Annotated in this window: 19 protein-coding genes; 8 read left to right on the top strand and 11 right to left on the bottom strand. The window is 58.3% G+C overall.

Features of this window, described 5'->3' with window-relative positions:
• Positions 1 to 32 precede the first annotated feature (32 nt).
• The gene (murJ, locus tag BK659_RS02685) at positions 33 to 1,571 is read right to left on the bottom strand and encodes a murein biosynthesis integral membrane protein MurJ (protein ID WP_123423593.1); all 1,539 of its coding nucleotides are present in this window, start codon (positions 1,569 to 1,571) and stop codon (positions 33 to 35) included.
• A 250-nt stretch (positions 1,572 to 1,821) separates the two neighbouring features.
• On the opposite strand from murJ, the gene rpsT reads away from it, so the two are divergent.
• Positions 1,822 to 2,100, top strand: coding sequence for a 30S ribosomal protein S20 (rpsT, locus tag BK659_RS02680; RefSeq protein ID WP_003185593.1), 279 nt, complete (start codon positions 1,822 to 1,824; stop codon positions 2,098 to 2,100).
• Positions 2,101 to 2,286: 186 nt separating this feature from the next.
• Here the strand turns inward: rpsT and BK659_RS02670 are convergent, their stop codons facing one another.
• The 5 genes from BK659_RS02670 to rplU form a co-directional block, all read right to left on the bottom strand.
• A complete protein-coding gene (locus BK659_RS02670) occupies positions 2,287 to 2,751 on the bottom strand; it encodes a CreA family protein (RefSeq protein ID WP_123423592.1) in 465 nt (154 codons plus the stop codon).
• A gap of 11 nt (positions 2,752 to 2,762) precedes the next feature.
• Entirely contained in the window at positions 2,763 to 3,881 is a 1,119-nt protein-coding gene (gene proB / locus BK659_RS02665) for a glutamate 5-kinase (RefSeq protein WP_123423591.1), read from the bottom strand.
• A 208-nt stretch (positions 3,882 to 4,089) separates the two neighbouring features.
• Entirely contained in the window at positions 4,090 to 5,313 is a 1,224-nt protein-coding gene (cgtA, locus tag BK659_RS02660) for an Obg family GTPase CgtA (protein ID WP_123423590.1), read from the bottom strand.
• A gap of 195 nt (positions 5,314 to 5,508) precedes the next feature.
• Positions 5,509 to 5,766, bottom strand: a complete 258-nt coding sequence (gene rpmA / locus BK659_RS02655) for a 50S ribosomal protein L27 (protein ID WP_003176049.1) — start codon at positions 5,764 to 5,766, stop codon at positions 5,509 to 5,511.
• Positions 5,767 to 5,801: 35 nt separating this feature from the next.
• Positions 5,802 to 6,116, bottom strand: a complete 315-nt coding sequence (gene rplU, locus BK659_RS02650; protein ID WP_003176051.1) for a 50S ribosomal protein L21 — start codon at positions 6,114 to 6,116, stop codon at positions 5,802 to 5,804.
• A 240-nt stretch (positions 6,117 to 6,356) separates the two neighbouring features.
• Here rplU and BK659_RS02645 point away from each other — a divergent pair, with 240 nt between their 5' ends.
• The 3 genes from BK659_RS02645 (at position 6,357) to BK659_RS02630 (ending at position 8,310) form a co-directional block, all read left to right on the top strand.
• Positions 6,357 to 7,325, top strand: a complete 969-nt coding sequence (locus tag BK659_RS02645) for a polyprenyl synthetase family protein (protein WP_123423589.1) — start codon at positions 6,357 to 6,359, stop codon at positions 7,323 to 7,325.
• 179 nt (positions 7,326 to 7,504) lie between these two features.
• Positions 7,505 to 7,846: a zinc ribbon domain-containing protein YjdM gene (locus BK659_RS02635; protein WP_123423588.1), complete on the top strand. Its 342-nt coding sequence runs from the start codon at positions 7,505 to 7,507 to the stop codon at positions 7,844 to 7,846.
• Between the two features lie 206 nt (positions 7,847 to 8,052).
• On the top strand, positions 8,053 to 8,310 hold the full coding sequence (locus BK659_RS02630) for a PA4570 family protein (protein WP_123423587.1): 258 nt from the start codon (positions 8,053 to 8,055) through the stop codon (positions 8,308 to 8,310).
• A gap of 130 nt (positions 8,311 to 8,440) precedes the next feature.
• Here BK659_RS02630 and BK659_RS02625 read toward each other — a convergent pair whose 3' ends face one another.
• The 3 genes from BK659_RS02625 to BK659_RS02615 all read right to left on the bottom strand — a co-directional run bounded on the left by BK659_RS02625 (position 8,441) and on the right by BK659_RS02615 (position 10,102).
• On the bottom strand, positions 8,441 to 9,058 hold the full coding sequence (locus tag BK659_RS02625) for a BamJ family beta-barrel-assembly machinery protein (RefSeq protein WP_054595509.1): 618 nt from the start codon (positions 9,056 to 9,058) through the stop codon (positions 8,441 to 8,443).
• Positions 9,059 to 9,188: 130 nt separating this feature from the next.
• Positions 9,189 to 9,479: a DUF6482 family protein gene (locus BK659_RS02620; RefSeq protein WP_123423586.1), complete on the bottom strand. Its 291-nt coding sequence runs from the start codon at positions 9,477 to 9,479 to the stop codon at positions 9,189 to 9,191.
• Positions 9,480 to 9,613: 134 nt separating this feature from the next.
• The gene (locus tag BK659_RS02615) at positions 9,614 to 10,102 is read right to left on the bottom strand and encodes a TIGR00645 family protein (protein ID WP_123423585.1); all 489 of its coding nucleotides are present in this window, start codon (positions 10,100 to 10,102) and stop codon (positions 9,614 to 9,616) included.
• A 161-nt stretch (positions 10,103 to 10,263) separates the two neighbouring features.
• Between BK659_RS02615 and BK659_RS02610 the strand changes: the two genes are divergently transcribed.
• A complete protein-coding gene (locus BK659_RS02610) occupies positions 10,264 to 12,093 on the top strand; it encodes a hypothetical protein (protein WP_123423584.1) in 1,830 nt (609 codons plus the stop codon).
• Between the two features lie 3 nt (positions 12,094 to 12,096).
• Here BK659_RS02610 and BK659_RS02605 read toward each other — a convergent pair whose 3' ends face one another.
• Complete coding sequence (locus BK659_RS02605) at positions 12,097 to 12,438, bottom strand: PA4575 family protein (RefSeq protein ID WP_123423583.1); 342 nt, start codon at positions 12,436 to 12,438, stop codon at positions 12,097 to 12,099.
• Here BK659_RS02605 and BK659_RS27705 point away from each other — a divergent pair.
• Positions 12,437 to 12,598: a hypothetical protein gene (locus BK659_RS27705; RefSeq protein WP_185015276.1), complete on the top strand. Its 162-nt coding sequence runs from the start codon at positions 12,437 to 12,439 to the stop codon at positions 12,596 to 12,598. The genes BK659_RS02605 and BK659_RS27705 overlap by 2 nt on opposite strands.
• A gap of 129 nt (positions 12,599 to 12,727) precedes the next feature.
• On the opposite strand, the gene BK659_RS02595 is transcribed toward BK659_RS27705, so the two are convergent.
• Entirely contained in the window at positions 12,728 to 15,178 is a 2,451-nt protein-coding gene (locus BK659_RS02595) for a Lon protease family protein (protein ID WP_123423582.1), read from the bottom strand.
• A 278-nt stretch (positions 15,179 to 15,456) separates the two neighbouring features.
• On the opposite strand from BK659_RS02595, the gene BK659_RS02590 reads away from it, so the two are divergent.
• Both BK659_RS02590 and BK659_RS02585 read left to right on the top strand, forming a co-directional pair.
• Positions 15,457 to 15,945: a DUF3015 domain-containing protein gene (locus BK659_RS02590; RefSeq protein WP_123423581.1), complete on the top strand. Its 489-nt coding sequence runs from the start codon at positions 15,457 to 15,459 to the stop codon at positions 15,943 to 15,945.
• Between the two features lie 91 nt (positions 15,946 to 16,036).
• A complete protein-coding gene (locus BK659_RS02585; RefSeq protein WP_123423580.1) occupies positions 16,037 to 17,890 on the top strand; it encodes an Lnb N-terminal periplasmic domain-containing protein in 1,854 nt (617 codons plus the stop codon).
• Positions 17,891 to 17,904 lie beyond the last annotated feature (14 nt).

Here is a 17,904-nt window from a genome sequence, read left to right as displayed (position 1 = left end):
CGACAAAACCGACGCCCGACCCGTGATTATTGTCAGTCCAGCGCCTTGCGATTGAAGTCCCGCAGACGGAAGCCCATCAACGCCAGCATACCGAAATATGCCACCACACCGGCGCCTACCAAAGCCCCCAGACGCAGGAAGCGTTCCAGCATGTGCCCTTCGCCCCAGGCCGGCATGAAATGCATCAACCCCAGCAACACCGCGGACATCACCGTCACCGCGACCACCAGCTTGAGCCCGAACCGGCCCCAGCCTGGCTGCGGCTGATACATCTTCTGCTTGCGCAACTGATAGAACAACAGACCGGCATTGAGGCACGCACCAGCGCTGATAGCCAGAGCCAGACCGGCGTGTTTCAACGGGCCGATCAAGGCCAGGTTGAAGAGCTGAGTGACGACCAGCGTGAAAATCGCGATTTTTACCGGCGTGCGAATGTTTTGTTGCGCATAAAAGCCCGGCGCCAGCACTTTAATCACGATAATCCCGAGAAGACCGACCGAGTAGGCAACCAGTGCGCGCTGAGTCATCGAAGCATCAAACGCGCTGAACTGACCATACTGGAACAGCGAAACGGTCAGCGGCTCCGCCAGAATCCCCAGCGCCAGCGAACACGGCAGCACCAGCACAAAGCACAGGCGCAGGCCCCAATCGAGAATTCGCGAGTACTCGTGACGATCCTTGCTGGCGTAGGTCTTGGCCAGTGTCGGCAGCAGAATCGTCCCCAGCGCCACACCTAGAACACCGGATGGCAACTCCATCAGGCGGTCGGCGTAATACATCCAGGACACTGAACCTGCCACCAGGAACGAAGCAAAAATGGTGTTGATGATCAGCGAAATCTGGCTGACCGAGACCCCGAGGATCGCCGGCAGCATCTGTGTCATCACACGCCAGACACCGGTATCGCGCAGATTCAGGCGCGGCAACACCAACATGCCGATTTTTTTCAGGTGCGGCAGCTGATAGAGCAATTGCGCCAGGCCACCGGCCAGCACCGCCCAGCCCAGAGCCATTACGGGCGGATCGAAGTACGGCGTCAGGAACACCGCGAAGATGATCATGCTGACGTTGAGCAGGGTCGGCACGAAGGCCGGCACCGAAAAACGGTTCCAGGTATTGAGGATTGCCCCGGCGAGCGAGGACAGCGAGATCAGTAATATATAAGGAAAGGTCACTCGCAACAGGCTGGAGGTCAGCTGGAATTTTTCCGGCGTATTGGTAAAGCCCGGGGCCGTGACCCAGATCACCCAGGGCGCCGCGATCATTCCGAGAATCGTCACCAGCGCCAGTACCAGCGTCAGCAAGCCCGAAACATAAGCAATGAAGGTTCGTGTCGCCTCCTCGCCCTGCTGACTTTTGTATTCCGCCAGAATCGGTACGAAGGCCTGGGAAAACGCCCCTTCGGCGAAGATTCGCCGCAACAGGTTGGGCAGTTTGAAGGCAATAAAAAAGGCATCTGTGGCCATCCCGGCGCCAAATATGCGTGCGATGAGCGTGTCACGGACGAACCCCAGAACCCGGGAAAGCATCGTGATAGAGCTGACGGCGGCCAACGATTTAAGCAGGTTCATTGAAGAGTTTTTGCCTGTCGATAAACAGCAGGCGAACAAACCGCCCACTTATGCGATACTCCGCGCCGCAACAGCACAGAGCCAAAGCTCGCGAGTTTACAGGTCGCACGCCGGAAAGAAATATCCCGTCGCTCTCACCTACCACTTAGCGGAACGTCTCAACCGCCCTTGACAAGACTTCAACTCATCGGCATGATTCGCGGCCTATTTTGTTTGCTATTTCCTAAAAAGTCTTTCGAGGAGCTCGACGGTGGCCAACACACCTTCCGCCAAAAAACGTGCAAAACAGGCTGAGAAGCGTCGCAGCCACAACGCCAGCCTGCGTTCCATGGTTCGTACCTACATCAAGAATGTAGTTAAAGCCATCGACGCAAAAGACGCTGAAAAAGCGCAAGCTGCTTACGTTCTGGCCGTGCCAGTTATCGACCGTATGGCCGATAAAGGCATCATCCACAAGAACAAAGCTGCTCGCCATAAGAGCCGCCTGAATGGCCACGTAAAGGCTCTGAACGTTGCCGCTGCTGCCTAAGCGACACGCTCATTAAAAAACCGACCCTAGGGTCGGTTTTTTATTGCCTGCGATTTGGCGAGCGCATACCCAAAACCAATGTGGGAGCGAGCTTGCTCGTGATGAGGCCATAACATTCAACATCATTGCTGACTGCTACACCGCTATCGCGAGCAAGCTCGCTCCCACATTTCAATCTTCGTTAGATTACTGATTGTGCGTCCACGGCAAAATCGGAATCGCGGTCACCGCATTCTGCGGGCTGCCTTCGATCAGGCGGTCGCTGTAGACCAGGTACACCAGGGTATTGCGCTTCTTGTCGAGGAAACGCACCACCTGCATGGTCTTGAACACCAGGGACGTGCGCTCCTTGAACACCTCCTCGCCATCCTTGAGCTCGCCCTTGAAGCTGATCGGCCCGACCTGGCGACAAGCGAGGGACGCTTCCGCCCGATCCTCGGCCAACCCCAGACCGCCCTTCACGCCGCCCGTCTTGGCTCGCGACAGGTAGCAGGTCACGCCATCGACCTTGGGATCGTCGAAGGCCTCGACGACAATGCGGTCATTCGGCCCGACGAATTTAAATACAGTCGATACCTGACCGATTTCTTCCGCCGAAACCAGCAGCGGCATCGCCAACAGCAACCCCAACAATCCTTTTGCCATGCGCATTCGCGTTTTCCTTAAACCAGGATCAGGTTATCGCGGTGAACCAGCTCCGGCTCCGCCATGTAACCCAACAGACCGACAATCGCCTCAGACGATTGACCGATGATTTTTTGCGCTTCAAGTGCGCTGTAGTTAGCCAGCCCACGGGCAATCTCACGACCGTCCGGCGCCACGCACACCACCATTTCGCCGCGACGGAAGCTACCTTGAACCAGCTTCACACCAACCGGCAGCAGACTTTTATTGCCCTGCGACAACGCCGTGACCGCGCCCTCATCCAGCACCAGCGTGCCGCGGGTCTGTAAGTGCCCGGCCAGCCACTGCTTGCGCGCCGCCAGCAGGCCGCGCTCAGGCGACAGCAAGGTGCCGATGCGCTCGCCTGCCTTCAAACGATCCAGCACACGCTCCAGACGCCCACCCACAATGATCGTGTGAGCCCCCGAACGCGCCGCCAGGCGCGCCGCACGCAATTTGGTCTGCATACCGCCACGACCCAATGCACCGCCGGTGCCGCCCGCCACCGCATCCAATGCAGGATCGTCAGCGCGCGCCTCGTAAATCAGCTTGGCGTCAGGGTTGTTGCGCGGATCGGCATCGAACATGCCGTCACGATCGGTAAGGATCACCAACAGATCAGCTTCGACCAGATTGGCCACCAGCGCTGCCAGCGTGTCGTTGTCACCGAAACGGATTTCATCGGTGACCACCGTATCGTTCTCGTTGATCACCGGAATGACCTTGAGCTCGACCAGCGCACGCAAGGTGCTGCGCGCATTGAGGTAACGCTTGCGGTCGGACAAGTCATCGTGAGTCAGGAGAATCTGCGCCGTGTGCCGGCCATGCTCGGCAAAGCTCGATTCCCAGGCCTGCACCAACCCCATCTGACCGATGGCGGCAGCCGCCTGCAACTCGTGCATCGCACTGGGTCGTGCGGTCCAGCCAAGGCGACTCATACCTGCCGCCACCGCCCCCGAGGACACCAGCACCAGCTCGACACCCGCCTCATGCAGCGCGACCATCTGCTCAACCCAGACGCCCATTGCCGCGCGATCCAGACCCTTGCCGTCAGCCGTCAGCAAAGCGCTGCCGATCTTCACGACCCAACGCTGCGCACCTGTCACCTTGCTCCGCATCATCTTCAACCTATGCCGGCGAGCGGCGCGACCCAGCGCCACCCATGCGATTATTCGTATTACTGCGTTTTGCAGATACCAAAACGCCGCTCTAAAGAGCGGCGCCTTGGAAACTGGCTTGCGAGCGATGATACCACTGCGCCCGACCAGATAAACCGTCATCGCGGGCAAGCCTTGCTCCTACAGGAACGAGGTTGCCGCAGATGAATCAGTCGCGGACGTAAATGATTTCCGGACCGTCTTCGTCATCCACATCTTCTTCGTCCCAGTCATCGTCACCGATGTCATGGACCGACTTCACGCCGCTGCGGCGCAGCGCACGCTGGTCATCCAGAGCCTGCAACTGGGCACGCGCTTCGTCTTCGATGCGCTGATCGAGATCGGCCAGCTCTTCCTTGTAGACAGGGTCGTTAGCCAGACGATCGGCACGATCTTCCAGGTAACGCATGATGTCACGCGTCAGGCGCTCGGTGCCGTCTTTGGCGATAGCCGAGATCACGTAGACCGGACCAGTCCACTCCAGACGATCAACGATTTCCTTGACTCGCTCTTCGTGCTCTTCTTCAAGGATCTGGTCGCACTTGTTCAGCACCAGCCAGCGATCACGCTCAGCCAACGACGGGCTGAACTTGGTCAGCTCGCTGACGATCACTTCGGCTGCATCCGGAGCACTGGTGTCATCCAGCGGCGCCATGTCGACGAGGTGCAGCAGCAGACGAGTACGCGACAAGTGCTTGAGGAAGCGAATCCCCAGGCCCGCGCCGTCGGAAGCGCCTTCGATCAGACCCGGAATGTCAGCGATGACAAAGCTCTTCCAGCGATCGACGCTGACCACACCGAGGTTTGGCACCAGCGTGGTGAACGGATAATCGGCAACTTTCGGCTTGGCCGCCGAAACCGAACGAATAAAGGTACTTTTGCCAGCGTTCGGCAAGCCCAGCAGACCGACGTCGGCCAACACCTTCATTTCCAGCTTGAGGTCACGCTGCTCGCCCGGCTTGCCCGGCGTAGTCTGGCGTGGCGCGCGGTTGGTACTGGATTTGAAACGGGTGTTACCCAGACCGTGCCAGCCGCCATGAGCCACCAGCAGACGCTGACCAGCCTTGGTCAGGTCACCAATGACTTCTTGCGTAGCAGAGTCGATGACGGTGGTGCCGACCGGAACCCGCAGGACCAGCTCTTCACCTTTCTTGCCGGTGCAGTCAGTGCTGCCGCCGTTGGCGCCGCGCTCGGCATCGAAGTGCCGGGTGTAACGGTAGTCGACCAGGGTGTTGAGGTTTTCGTCGGCGATCATGTAGACCGAGCCGCCGTCACCACCATCACCGCCGTTAGGACCGCCGTTTTCGATAAATTTTTCCCGACGGAAACTCATGCAGCCATTGCCGCCGTCGCCAGCTTTTACTCGAATCGATACTTCATCAACAAACTTCATAACAAAACGCCTCTCGCCATACGGACGAGCCGAAAAACACTAAGACATAAGACTCTTGCAAAAATGAGCGCAGCGACCTCAATCAACGACCGCACAATCCAGCGCCGGCAGCCCATACAAACAGTTTTGCAAGAGACTCACCCCACAAACGAAAAAGCCCCGTCGCAAGACAGGGCTTTTCCAGCGATCGCGCAATTAAGCCGCGACAACGCTCACGTAACGGCGGTTGAACGCGCCTTTTACTTCAAACTTGATCACGCCTTCGATTTTCGCGAAGAGGGTGTGATCTTTACCCATGCCAACACCGTAACCGGCGTGGAATTGGGTACCGCGCTGACGCACGATGATGTTGCCCGGAATGATTTTCTGGCCGCCATACATCTTCACGCCAAGGCGTTTGGCTTCTGAGTCGCGACCGTTACGGGTACTACCACCAGCTTTTTTGTGTGCCATGAGTTCAATTCTCCTAGTGAGGAATTAGGCTGAAATTAAGCCTGAATACCGGTGATTTTGATCTCGGTGTACCACTGGCGGTGGCCCATACGCTTCATGTGGTGCTTACGACGACGGAACTTGATGATGCGGACTTTATCGTGACGACCTTGGGAGATCACTTCAGCCACAACGGTAGCGCCAGCAACAACTGGAGCACCGATATTCACGTCATCGCCATTGGCGACCAACAGAACGCGATCAAAAGTTACGGATTCGCCGGTAGCGATTTCCAGTTTCTCGATCTTCAGGTATTCACCTGGGGCGACCTTGTATTGCTTGCCACCAGTAACGATTACTGCGTACGACATGGTATTTCTCCGATAATCCTGCTCACCCAGCTCTTTATAAGAAGAGGTATTGGCTGGCATGGCTGCATGGGATGGAACGACCCAAATGCAATTGCGTAAGGCAGGTGCTGCCCAGGAAGTTCAGGGTGCGCGATTGTACGCAAGGCACGAGCACGTTGCAAGTGGCCGTCCATCGCGCCTTGACAGGCCCGGACGCGGGTCCTAGCATGCCGCGCAACCCTTCTGGAGCGACTGTCGCTGATGCAACCCCAAGCTTTCTACCGCGCGGTGGCGGACGATTTTAGCGCCGTCGACGGCATCATCAAGAAGCAGCTGACTTCCCGAGTGCCGCTGGTATCGAAAATCGGCGACTACATTACTTCGGCCGGCGGTAAACGCCTGCGCCCTTTGTTGGTGTTGCTGTGTGGCAAGGCCCTGGGTCGCGAAGGCGACGACATGCGCCTGCTGGCCGCCACCATCGAGTTCCTGCACACCGCGACCCTGCTGCATGACGACGTGGTCGACATGTCCGGCATGCGCCGTGGCCGCTCGACCGCCAACGCCATGTGGGGCAACGCCCCGAGCGTGCTGGTGGGCGACTTCCTGTACTCCCGTTCGTTCGAGATGATGGTCGAACTGGGCTCGATGCCGGTGATGAAGATTCTCTCGCAAGCCACACGGATCATTGCTGAAGGCGAAGTCCTGCAGCTTTCCAAGGTGCGCGACGCCAGCACCACCGAAGAAACCTACATGGAAGTCATCCGCGGCAAAACCGCGATGCTTTTCGAGGCTTCGACCCACAGTGCCGCGGCCTTGGCTGGCGCCACGCCAGAACAAAGCGAAGCCTTGCGCACCTTTGGCGACCACCTCGGTGTGGCCTTCCAATTGGTCGACGACCTGCTCGACTACCGTGGCGATGCTGAAACCCTGGGCAAGAACGTCGGCGACGACCTGGCTGAAGGTAAACCGACCCTGCCGCTGATCTACACCATGCGCGAAGGCACGCCGGAGCAAGCTGCCCTGGTGCGCCAAGCGATCCAGAAAGGCGGCATCGAAGACCTGGAAAGCATCCGCGCTGCCGTGGAAGCCTCGGGTTCGCTGGATTACACCGCACAACTGGCCCGCGATTACGTGGCCCGCGCGATCAAATGCCTCGAAATGCTGCCCGCCAGCGAATACCGGGATGCATTGGTCGAACTGAGCGAGTTTGCGGTAGCCCGCACGCACTGATAGTGCCCCGTGTGGGAGCGAGCTTGCTCGCGATAGCGGACTGACAATCGACACTTGTGTTGAATGTTAAGTCGTCATCGCGAGCAAGCTCGCTCCCACAGGTTTTCGCCCACGCACATCCTCCAACAAAACCCTATATAATGTGCGCTTTTTAGCCATCCTGAATCCAAGGAGCCTTAGTGAGCACGTTGCCACCCTGCCCGAAATGCAATTGCGAATACACCTATGAAGACGGCGCCCAGCTGATCTGCCCAGAGTGCGCCCACGAGTGGTCCGCTAGCGGTGAAGCCGAAGCCGCGTCCGATGACACCGTGAAAAAGGATTCGGTCGGCAATGTCCTGCAAGATGGCGACACCATCACCGTGATCAAGGACCTCAAGGTCAAGGGCACTTCGCTGGTGGTAAAAGTCGGCACCAAGGTCAAGAACATCCGCCTGTGCGATGGCGACCATGACATCGACTGCAAGATCGACGGTATCGGCCCGATGAAGCTCAAATCCGAGTTCGTCAGAAAAGTCTGAACCTGCTGTATTCCATCCCGCGCCCTGCGTGGGATGGAGCTTTACCCTCAGCTGACTCCCCCAACAATCCCGCCCAATAGCAAAACGCCAGCCGTTTTGATCTTCAGCAATTCCCATACAGAAAGCAGCAGAAACCGCCAATAGGCACTTGCTATTAATTAAATAAGAATTATTCTCATCAAACCATTCAAAAGGAGATGAGCATCATGACTTACTTGATCGATGCATGGCTGGACCGCCCACACCCTTACCTCAGGATCCTGCATCGGGAAACCGGGGAAGTTTGTGCGGTATTGGAAGAAGAAGCCTTGAATGAGCTGCAAGACCAGGGCGACCTTGACCTCAATGGCCTGAGCTCCAGCGAGCCGGTAGTGCTCAAGGAACTGGTGCGCAACCTGTTTCTGTTCTGCTACGCCCGGGCATTGCGCCCGGTGAATGAACTGCACCACAAGATCGAACTATGAGACACCGCAAAAAACTGTGGGAGCGAGCTTGCTCGCGATGCGGCCAACCCGGTTTGTCTGTGAAACCGAGGTGATGCAATCGCGAGCAAGCTCGCTCCCACATTAGCCTGTCAGTACAGCCGAACAGGGCTTACAGAACGTCGAGCAGCTCGACGTCGAACACCAGAACGCTGTGCGGCGGAATGCTGCCAACGCCTTGTGCGCCGTAAGCCAGTTCGCTCGGCACGTACAGGCGCCATTTGCTACCGGCGTTCATCAGTTGCAGAGCTTCAGTCCAGCCAGCGATCACGCCGCCAACCGGGAATTCTGCAGGCTGGCCACGATCGTAGGAGCTGTCGAACACAGTGCCGTCGATCAGAGTGCCGTGGTAGTGAGTACGCACTTGATCTTCACGGGTCGGCTTGGCGCCTTCACCTTGAGTCAGTACTTCGAACTGCAGGCCGGAAGCCAGAGTGGTGATGCCGTCACGCTTGGCGTTTTCAGCCAGGAATGCCAGGCCTTCGCCAGCCGCCGCTTCAGCCTTGGCAGCTGCTTCGGCTTGCATGATTTCGCGGATAACCTTGAAGCTGGCAGACATTGCTTCCTGGCCAACACGGCTTTCCTTACCGGCGAATGCGTCGGTAAGACCCGCCAGGATCGCGTCCAGGCTAACGCCCGGCGGCGGGTTGTCGCGCAGTTGGTCGCCCAGCTGACGGCCGATACCGTAGCTGACGCGGGTTTCGTCGGTGGACAGATTTACTTCGGACATGACACTGCTCCGCTGTATGGACGGCTCGGGAGGTTGCCGTGCGTACACAGCGCATCCCGGAGCGCCCGGAACCAAAAGGGCGAGCAGACTAGCACAGATGCCATTGCGGTGATCAGGGGTGTCGGTGCTATCAGGAGATGGGCACCTTCAGACTCTCTTCCACACTGACGCCCAGACCGCACATCTCGTCGTGCACCGAGGTGTGAATCAGGTTGAATGTCAGCTTGGGGAAGGCATGAAGCACTTCACGAGCATGCTCCACCGAACGCAGGCGCAGTGTTTGCCCATGGGCGTCGTCAAGCGGATGAGCGGCGCCATGTATCCGTGCCTCCAACAGATAAATTCCGCCCTCCATCGAGATCAGGTTCAGCTCATCGACCTTCCCGGCGATGGCATAGGCGTTCAATTCTTGCAGGTTCATGAGCGCACCCCGCACGATGGCGAGCCAAGACACTTACAGGGATATGCCTCGGCGCACAAAAGCACAAGCCAGAAACGCCGCCGCCCGTCCGTTTCACAACGGCCGGGCGGCATGATTGCGTACTGGAGCGACTATCAGTGCTTGGTCAGCTTGTCCAGGTAACCCATGGCAAACGCCGAGATCACGAAGGTCATGTGAATGATCACGTACCACTTCAGGTGCTCTGGATCGACGTTCCTGGCATCCATGAAGATGCGCAGCAGGTGGATCGAGGAAATGGCCACGATCGAGGCCGCGACTTTCATCTTCAGGGAAGAAGAATCCATCGTACCCAGCCAGTTGAGCTTTTCCTTGCCGTCATCGATGTCGAGTTCGGACACGAAGTTTTCGTAGCCGGAAATCATCACCATCACCAGCAAGCCGCCCACCAGCGCCATGTCGATCAGCGACAACAGCACCAGAATCAGATCGGACTCGGCCATCGAGAACACGTTGGGGATAACGTGAAAGACTTCCTGAAAGAACTTCAGGGCTAAAGCCAGCAGGCCCAGGGACAAACCAAAGTAGATCGGCGCCAGCAGCCAGCGCGACGCGTACATTGCATTTTCGACAAAACGTTCCATTGAATCTCACACAAGGGTTTTAAACGGCGGCGAGTATATCAGCCGCTCAAAACCCCATAAACCGCAGACAAATCCACAACCTGCGAGTCCGTCGAAGCGTTTTTCTGCTAGTGTCCAAAGCATTCGCATCGTTCACTTGCGTTGTAGAGGAAAACCGGAAAATGGATTTGCGATTGCCTTTAACGACTGTCGGACTTTGCCTCGCGGTACTGATCGGCGGCTGCTCACCCAGCGATGAGAAGCGCCCGCAGAGCCTCGAGGAGAAGACCGCACAGTTCGAGAAGTCGCTGGACGCGATTCAGGATCCCAGGCTCAAGGATGCCGTGGCCAACCTCGGCGGTTCGCTGCTGCTGCTTGAACGCGCACAGCAAAAGCTTGCCATCAAGCCGATCGCCACCGAATACGGCGAAGACGCCATGGCCCTGCTCAAGCACTACCCAACCCCGCAGGCCCTGGTCGACACTTACATCAACGGTCTGTTCGTACTGCGCAAGGACTCCAGCTCCGACTACCTGACCGACTTGCAACCGGTGTTCCCCTTCAACTTCAACATGCCCTCCGAGTTCCCATTTCCCCATGGGCTGGAATGGCAGTCGGTCACGCTGAGCAACAAAAAGGTCATCGCTTTCCAGCCCGAATGGTCGGAAACCGATCCCGGCATTCAGTTGAGTCCTTCAAGCTCCAACATGAGCAATCCGGATGACCTGACCGTGGCCTACCCTTTTGTCGAGGGCGTTGAAGTCGACAACAAAAACCAGCCGCAACCAGCGACCCTGCAAGGCAAAATCGAAGTCATCGCACCGCGCAAGGTATTCACCTTCAATCTGGCGAAAAAGGACGTGGGCCAAACGCGCACCGACGACAACATCAGCGTCACCCTGCGGGCCCTGGAAAAGAACTATGCCGAGGTTGAAGTCAACAACAGCGCGGCACTGGCGCCAGACGTCAGCGATACCCCGCTCAATCCGCTGATCGTCCAGGCCAGGGACACGACCGGGCAGCTTCTCTCACGCTCGGGTTCGATCAACGAAGACGCCACGCAAATCGGGTTCTATCAAAAACAACTGGCCGAGATGCAGAAGCAGACCGCCTGGAGCGATGAGTTCGAAAAACAGCTCGACGACGAGCAGCAAGCGTTCGAGCGCAAGCAGACTCATCATTACACCAAGGTGTACTTCAACGGCCCCATCGACAGCCTCGAAGTCAATGTCCTCGACTTCTCGGCTGTCACCCTCACCCGCAAGGAACTGGACCTGCCGGTACGCCGCTTCGACCGCAATACCACCGATAAAACCATCCAGACCCTGAGCATACCGGTGGTGGTGTATGACGATCAGGCCGCGACCTGGCTTAAAGGCGCCACACTGGATGAGGAACAACTGAAAAAGAACGTCCATGTCAGCCAGTCAGTCGAGGACTCCAGTGCGGCACGCATCGAATTCGATCACCCGAAAAGCTTCAACGACGAACTGCTCGGTTCCTCATTCAGCCCAGGTGACACTCCCGTGACCTTCTTCACCCAGGACGACAAGGGCAAACGCGGCGAGCCTATCGAGTTGCCAGCCGAGGCTTTCGAAATCGACCCGCTGCACGCCACCATCACCTATGACCTGACCCTGTTCCCCGAAACACCAGCGTATGCGGTTGGCTCGATGCCGCTGTTTTTGGCCAATATTGCAAAAGGCAGCCTCGACACCCAGAAGCTGCCCAGAGGTCTGGAGCTCAGGGGCAATGCCTTGGTGGTTGACCAGAAAGTATTCCCCGCCCAGGACTGGCGTTTCTTTGCCAAGGACGCGAGCGGTAACTACCTGAAGGAGATTCTTGCTGTCAGCCATGACGCCCGCACAGACGGCCCGGCGGTGTTTGAGGTGCATTATTTCTACGGCCAGCCGAGCAGCCTGGAAACCTACCAGCGCACCAACCTCAATACCGTCGAATATGGATTCGAGGTCAAACTCGACAAGGCCGAAAACCCGAACCCTGTCGAATAGCCGCTAATGCTCGGGGTTGAACTCAAAACCACTCGGATTGCGGCAGCGTCCACCATTGATTTCCCGCAGCTGGGCTTGCAGGTGCAAACACCAGATTTGCGGGTCATCGGCCAGTTGATAACCGTGCAGGGTCAGGCTTTCAACGATGGTTTCAAGTATCGATTCAGCCACGAAAGGACCATGAAACGGGCCCTGGGCTTTGATGGCGGAAGGTTGCTCGCCGGCCATTCCGGCGGCAAACAACAAAGTCCACATACCGGTGTCCCCCGCTAGCGGGCGAATACTGCATTCGATACGAGTAACCAGGCCCAGGCATTGGCGGGTGAGGCAGAGGTTGCGCGGCATGGCGGCGACCCTCGGTAAATCGGGTATTCAGCCTCCACGCGAAGGCTGTCTCGATCCAGTGATGACTGTCGATGTCCTTGACCTGAGCATAGAAGAAAAGTCGAGTCAGCAAGTTGACGGGGGGCTAGAAGGCGCCGAATGGTCGTTGTTGGATTTTTGACGTCATCCACCCAACAAAAATGGCCACCATTTATTGCATGCACATGCCCCCGCAGGAGCCTGCGATCTTTTGACGTTTGAACATCAAGATCAAAAGATCGCAGCCTGCGGCAGCTCCTACGCAGTGTAATCAGGCGGGCTTGGCCGCGGCCAATGCTTCCAGGGCCTGCGCCTGGGCCTGCTCCTTCTCGGCCTCTTTCAGGTCATCTTCGCTGATCATTTCCGCGATCACCCGCAAACGCTCGACCACGCGCGCGTTGACGCTGCCCTCCGGGAACTGACCCTCTTCGTCCGGCTCGCCGGCAGGCTCGCCCACCAGCAGGCTCAATGCCTCATCGGCCTGACGCACCGCGTAGACATGGAACTGCCCGGCACGCACGGCCGCCAGCACCCGCTCATCGAGCATCAGCGTGGCGACGTTGGCCTGAGGAATGATCGCGCCCTGCTCACCGGTCAAACCGCGCGCCTCGCAGAGACGGAAGAAGCCCTCGATCTTCTCGTTGACCCCGCCCACCGCCTGCACTTCACCGAACTGATTGATCGAGCCGGTAATCGCGAAGCACTGCTTGAGCGGGGTTTTCGACAACGCCGAAATCAACGTGCAGGCCTCGCCCAACGATGCACTGTCACCATCGACGTAACCGTAGGACTGCTCCAGCGCGATACTCGCCGAGATCGCCAACGGGAATTCCTGGGCGTAACGGCTGCCCAGATACCCGGTGAGGATCATCACGCCCTTGGAGTGGATCGGCTGCCCGAGGTTGACCTCACGCTCGATGTCGACGATGCCGCTGCCGCCGGGGTAGACCGTGGCGGAGATCCGCGCCGGTATCCCGAAGGCCGAGTCACCGACCTCCAGCACTGTCAGCCCGTTGCACTTGCCGACCGCCGCGCCCGCGGTGTCGATCAGGATGATCCCTGCCAGCATGTCATCGAGAATTCGCGCCGACACACGCCCGGTACGCGTGGCCTTGGCCTTGAGCGCACGCTCGATGTGCCCGGCATCGGTCATCTCGTCGCCGGCCAGATCACGAATGAAGTCCGCCTCGCTGACCAATTGGAACAGATCGCCAATGCGCGCCGACAAACGGCCTTGGTGCTCGGCCAGTCGCGCACTGTAAGTTGCCAGACGCGCCACCGCATCGGCGGTCAGCGGCGCCATGCCTTCTTCCGAGGTACGGGTTTTGAGCAACTGGGCAAACTGCTCCAGGCTCTCATCGACCATCGGGATGTCTTCATCGAAGTCCACCAGCACCCGGAACATCTCCTGGAAGTCCGGATCGAGGTCTTGCAGCGTGTAATACAGCTGGCGTGCACCGATGATGACGACTTTGACCTGCAACGGAATATGTTGCGGTGTCAGGGTCACGGTGGCCAACCGGCCCAGCTCGCCCAGCGGCGATTCCATTTTCAGTTTGCGTGACTGCAAGGCCCGCTTCAGCGCATCCCAGACAAACGGTTCACTGAGCATTTTTTCGGCTTCCAGAATCAGGAAGCCGCCGTTGGCCCGGTGCAGCGCACCCGGACGCAACTGCCGATAGGTGGTGTAGAGCGCGCCTTGATCGGTGCTGTACTCGATACGGCCGAACAGGTTGTCGTAGGTCGGATGCGGTTCGAACACCACTGGCGCACCGCCGCTGAACGGATGGCCGACCACCAGGCTCGGGCCGTATTGTTCTTCGAGCAATTTACGGGCGACCGCGTCGGTCTTGCTGTCATCGACCAGTTGCTCGACCACGGTCTTGAGCAGATACACCTGCATCGCTTGCAGGTAACCGCACACCGCAGCGTTTTCTGCGTATTTTTCCGACAGCGGTGAAAGTAATGGCTGCAAGGCCAGGGTGATGGTTTCTTCGTTGAGCTGACGCAGTTGATTGCTGGATTCGCGCTTCCACTGCGGCAGGCTGGCCAACTCTTCGTTCAGCCGTTCTTCCAGCCCGGAAATGTCTTCGTGGAAACGCTCGCGGACGGCCTCCGGCAGTTGGGCGAATTCAGCCTCGTCCAGCGCCTTGCCTTCACTCATCGGGGTAAAGGCGATGTTGGTGCTGTCACGGTACAGCGCGACTTCTTTCTCCAGCGCCAGGCGCTCGATCACGTCCAGTGCGCGGTCGTAGCGCTGGTTGAAGGCGCGGTCGATGGCACTTTTCTTTTGCTGGTAGGACGGATGCTCGAAGACCGCTGGAAACGTCGCCAGCAGGTTGTCGATCAGGTCATTGATGTCGGCGATGAACGCACCGGCCGTCCCGGACGGCAACTCCAATGCGCGAGGTTCGCGCGGCTCATCGAAATTGTTGACGTAGACCCAGTCCGCCGGGGTCTGCAGGCGTTTGCCTTCGGCTTTCAGGTAGCGTTTTACGAACGAAAACCGGCCAGTGCCGGGCTCACCCATGACAAACACGTTGTAACCGGGGCGTGGCATGGCCACACCGAACTGCAAGGCTTCAACCGCACGTTCCTGGCCGAGCACACCGCGAAAAGGCTCCAGTTCATTGGTGGTAGAGAAGCTGAACTGTTCAGCGGAAAACGGACGGGTCAGCGCTTCAGGCGCTAGACGCAAGCTGGCAGCAACAGGATCAGGCATCGGGCTTCCTTACATCAGGCGGGGCAGTTGAAGGCATTCTGGCGCTGCCCATACCGACTGGCAAGGCGCGCCTTGGGTAAAAGCATAGTCAAGGCTCAAACCCCGGGCGGGCCAGGTGTGAATCAATGGTATTGGGGAATGTTTTGCAAAAAATCACGGAACCGCAGGATCGTGCCTAAACTCCAAACTGCGCGGCTGGACTAAATAACCGGCCCTATGGCGTCAGAAGGCGCCAGAACCCCCTGTCCATTGGTACGCACACAAAAGAGAACACAGCTATGAAACGGATTCTTCTTGGTACTCTCTTCACCGTTGCATCCCTCAACGCCATGGCTCAGGCGCCAGGCGGACCGGATTGCGGTTGGGGCAACATGCTGTTCAACGGTCAGCGTGGCACCCCGGCGCACTTCCTGGCATCCACCACCAACGGCACCTCCGGCAACGCCACCTTCGGCATGACGTCCGGGACCAACGGTTGCGCAACCAACGCCGCGCTGACTTATGGCGGCAAGTCCTGGATTGCCATGAACGGCATGATGAACGAACTGTCCGAAGACATGGCCAAAGGTCAGGGCGAAGCGCTGACCACCTATGCCGTGGTACTGGGCGTCGCACCGCAAGACCGTGCTTATTTCGCCACCGTCACCCACGAGCACTTCCAGCAGATCTTCAGCAAGGCTGACGTGACCGCTGACGACGTGCATACCAATACCCTGGCCGTGCTCAAAGGCGATGCTCGCCTGGCCAAATATGCCACCCCGGCTTAAGCTCGGCCTCACCTGCCCCTTTACCGGGGGCAGGTTTTGTTTTTTTGGACCCGACCTGCTTTGGGTCTTTTTTTGAATTAAGTAGCTCACCATGCTCAAACGCCTTGCCTGTCTGGCGCTGTTTGTCTGCGCCCCGCTGTCCGCCGCGCCTCGTATCGACAACCAACGTTTGCAGCAACTGGCCAACGACCCGTTCTGGATTTCCCTGGGCCACTACGAAACCGCAAAACTCGGCGGCTGGCGCAGCTATGTCAGCGACAAGAAGTTCTTCCTGGCGGCCAATGGCGCCGAGCATCCCGACGCAGAACTGGCGGCCACCGTACAAGCGCTCTACGCCCCGGCCAGCAAAGGCCAGCAACACGCGCAATGTGTTTACCCCGCGCGTACCCGCTGGTTGAAAGCGCAACTGAACCTGAACGATTTGCCGACGGTGGACTGCAGCGAATTCAAACAATGGTTCAAGGACGTGTCGCCCCACAGCGCGGTGATGATCTTTCCGGCGGCGTACCTGAACAGTCCGTCGTCGATGTTCGGCCACACCTTGTTGCGCATCGATCAGGCGGACGTGCAAAGCGACCACACCGCCCTGCTCAGCTACGCGATCAATTTCGGCGCCTACATCGAAGGCTCGGACAACAGCATTCTGTATGCCTGGAAAGGCCTGATGGGCGGCTATCCGGGGTTGTTCGCGCTGGTGCCCTACCAGGAAAAACTCTCGGAATACCGCAGCCTGGAGAACCGCGATCTGTGGGAATACCGGCTGAACCTGACGCAGGCAGAAACCGAACGCATGGTCGAGCACATCTGGGAGCTCAAGCAGATTCAGTTCGATTACTTCTTCTTCGATGAGAACTGCTCCTACCGCTTGCTGGAGTTGCTGCAAGTGGCACGACCGAGCCTCAGGCTTACCGAACAATTCCCGCTGACCGCGATTCCCACCGACACCGTCAAAGCCGTGAAAGACGCAGGACTGGTGGAAAAAATCGATTATCGTCCGTCCCGCGAACGTGAACTGCTGAGCCGCGCCAAAGCGCTCACAGACGACGAGCAACAATGGGTGCTGAAGGTCAGCGCCGACCAGCAGCAACTGCAGGCGCCAACCTTCAAGGCCCTGCCACGGGATCGTCAGGCGCTGATCATCGACGCGGCCTATCGTCTTGAACGCTACCGCGCCAATGGCCAGGAACGCGACCCACAGCGTGCACAACGCAGTTTCGAACTGTTGCGGGCAATCAATCAAAACCCGCCACCGGAGCTGTCCATCGAACGCCCCGGCCTACCGGAAGACGGTCACGAATCGCGAACCTGGCAGGCCGGTGTCGGCACCCGTGGCGACAAAGCTTTTGGTGAATATGGCCTGCGCATGGCCTATCACGACCTCAACGACAACGCCGAAAGCTTTCCCCTCGGCGCACAGATTGAAATCCTCCAGATGAAACTGCGCCAATACGAAGGCAATCACTGGCAGTTGCAGCAACTGGACCTGGCGACCATCCGCTCACTGACCCCGCGCAACGAGTTGCTGCAACCCTGGTCCTGGCAGGTGACCGGAGGCCTGGAACGGGTACCGGGCAAACATGACGACGAAACCCTGGTCAGCCACGTCAACGGCGGCGCCGGCGGCACCTGGCAATTGGCCGATGACGTGCTCGGCTTCGCCCTCGGCACGGTACGTATCGAACACAACAATGACTTTGCCGGCTTCATCGCCCCGGCTGCCGGTTTCAACAGCGGTGTACTGTGGAAGAACCCGCTGGGCAATCTGAGCCTGGAAACCAAAGGTGATTACTTCACCAACGGCGAAGTACGACGCAGCCTGAGCCTGAACCAGCAGTGGGAACTGTCGCGCAACCTTGGCCTGCGCTTGAGTGCCCAGCGTGAGTTCAGCCACCTCGCGTCCCCCGAAAATGAAGTTATGCTTGAGGTGAAGTGGTATCACTATTGACTCGAGCAGTGAAG

The organism is Pseudomonas brassicacearum (assembly GCF_003732225.1).
Lineage (GTDB): Bacteria > Pseudomonadota > Gammaproteobacteria > Pseudomonadales > Pseudomonadaceae > Aquipseudomonas > Aquipseudomonas brassicacearum_E.
This window is presented reverse-complemented; position numbering and strand designations above follow the sequence as displayed.

Bases quoted from the DNA above. Each gene is read 5' to 3' on its own strand.
- murJ (WP_123423593.1), bottom strand. From the start codon at position 1,571: ATGAACCTGCTTAAATCGTTGGCCGCCGTCAGCTCTATCACGATGCTT.
- BK659_RS02670 (WP_123423592.1), bottom strand. From the start codon at position 2,751: ATGCGCATGGCAAAAGGATTGTTGGGGTTGCTGTTGGCGATGCCGCTG.
- proB (WP_123423591.1), bottom strand. From the start codon at position 3,881: ATGCGGAGCAAGGTGACAGGTGCGCAGCGTTGGGTCGTGAAGATCGGC.
- cgtA (WP_123423590.1), bottom strand. From the start codon at position 5,313: ATGAAGTTTGTTGATGAAGTATCGATTCGAGTAAAAGCTGGCGACGGC.
- rpmA (WP_003176049.1), bottom strand. From the start codon at position 5,766: ATGGCACACAAAAAAGCTGGTGGTAGTACCCGTAACGGTCGCGACTCA.
- rplU (WP_003176051.1), bottom strand. From the start codon at position 6,116: ATGTCGTACGCAGTAATCGTTACTGGTGGCAAGCAATACAAGGTCGCC.
- BK659_RS02645 (WP_123423589.1), top strand. From the start codon at position 6,357: ATGCAACCCCAAGCTTTCTACCGCGCGGTGGCGGACGATTTTAGCGCC.
- BK659_RS02630 (WP_123423587.1), top strand. From the start codon at position 8,053: ATGACTTACTTGATCGATGCATGGCTGGACCGCCCACACCCTTACCTC.
- BK659_RS02625 (WP_054595509.1), bottom strand. From the start codon at position 9,058: ATGTCCGAAGTAAATCTGTCCACCGACGAAACCCGCGTCAGCTACGGT.
- BK659_RS02620 (WP_123423586.1), bottom strand. From the start codon at position 9,479: ATGAACCTGCAAGAATTGAACGCCTATGCCATCGCCGGGAAGGTCGAT.
- BK659_RS02615 (WP_123423585.1), bottom strand. From the start codon at position 10,102: ATGGAACGTTTTGTCGAAAATGCAATGTACGCGTCGCGCTGGCTGCTG.
- BK659_RS02610 (WP_123423584.1), top strand. From the start codon at position 10,264: ATGGATTTGCGATTGCCTTTAACGACTGTCGGACTTTGCCTCGCGGTA.
- BK659_RS27705 (WP_185015276.1), top strand. From the start codon at position 12,437: ATGGCGGCGACCCTCGGTAAATCGGGTATTCAGCCTCCACGCGAAGGC.
- BK659_RS02605 (WP_123423583.1), bottom strand. From the start codon at position 12,438: ATGCCGCGCAACCTCTGCCTCACCCGCCAATGCCTGGGCCTGGTTACT.
- BK659_RS02595 (WP_123423582.1), bottom strand. From the start codon at position 15,178: ATGCCTGATCCTGTTGCTGCCAGCTTGCGTCTAGCGCCTGAAGCGCTG.
- BK659_RS02590 (WP_123423581.1), top strand. From the start codon at position 15,457: ATGAAACGGATTCTTCTTGGTACTCTCTTCACCGTTGCATCCCTCAAC.
- BK659_RS02585 (WP_123423580.1), top strand. From the start codon at position 16,037: ATGCTCAAACGCCTTGCCTGTCTGGCGCTGTTTGTCTGCGCCCCGCTG.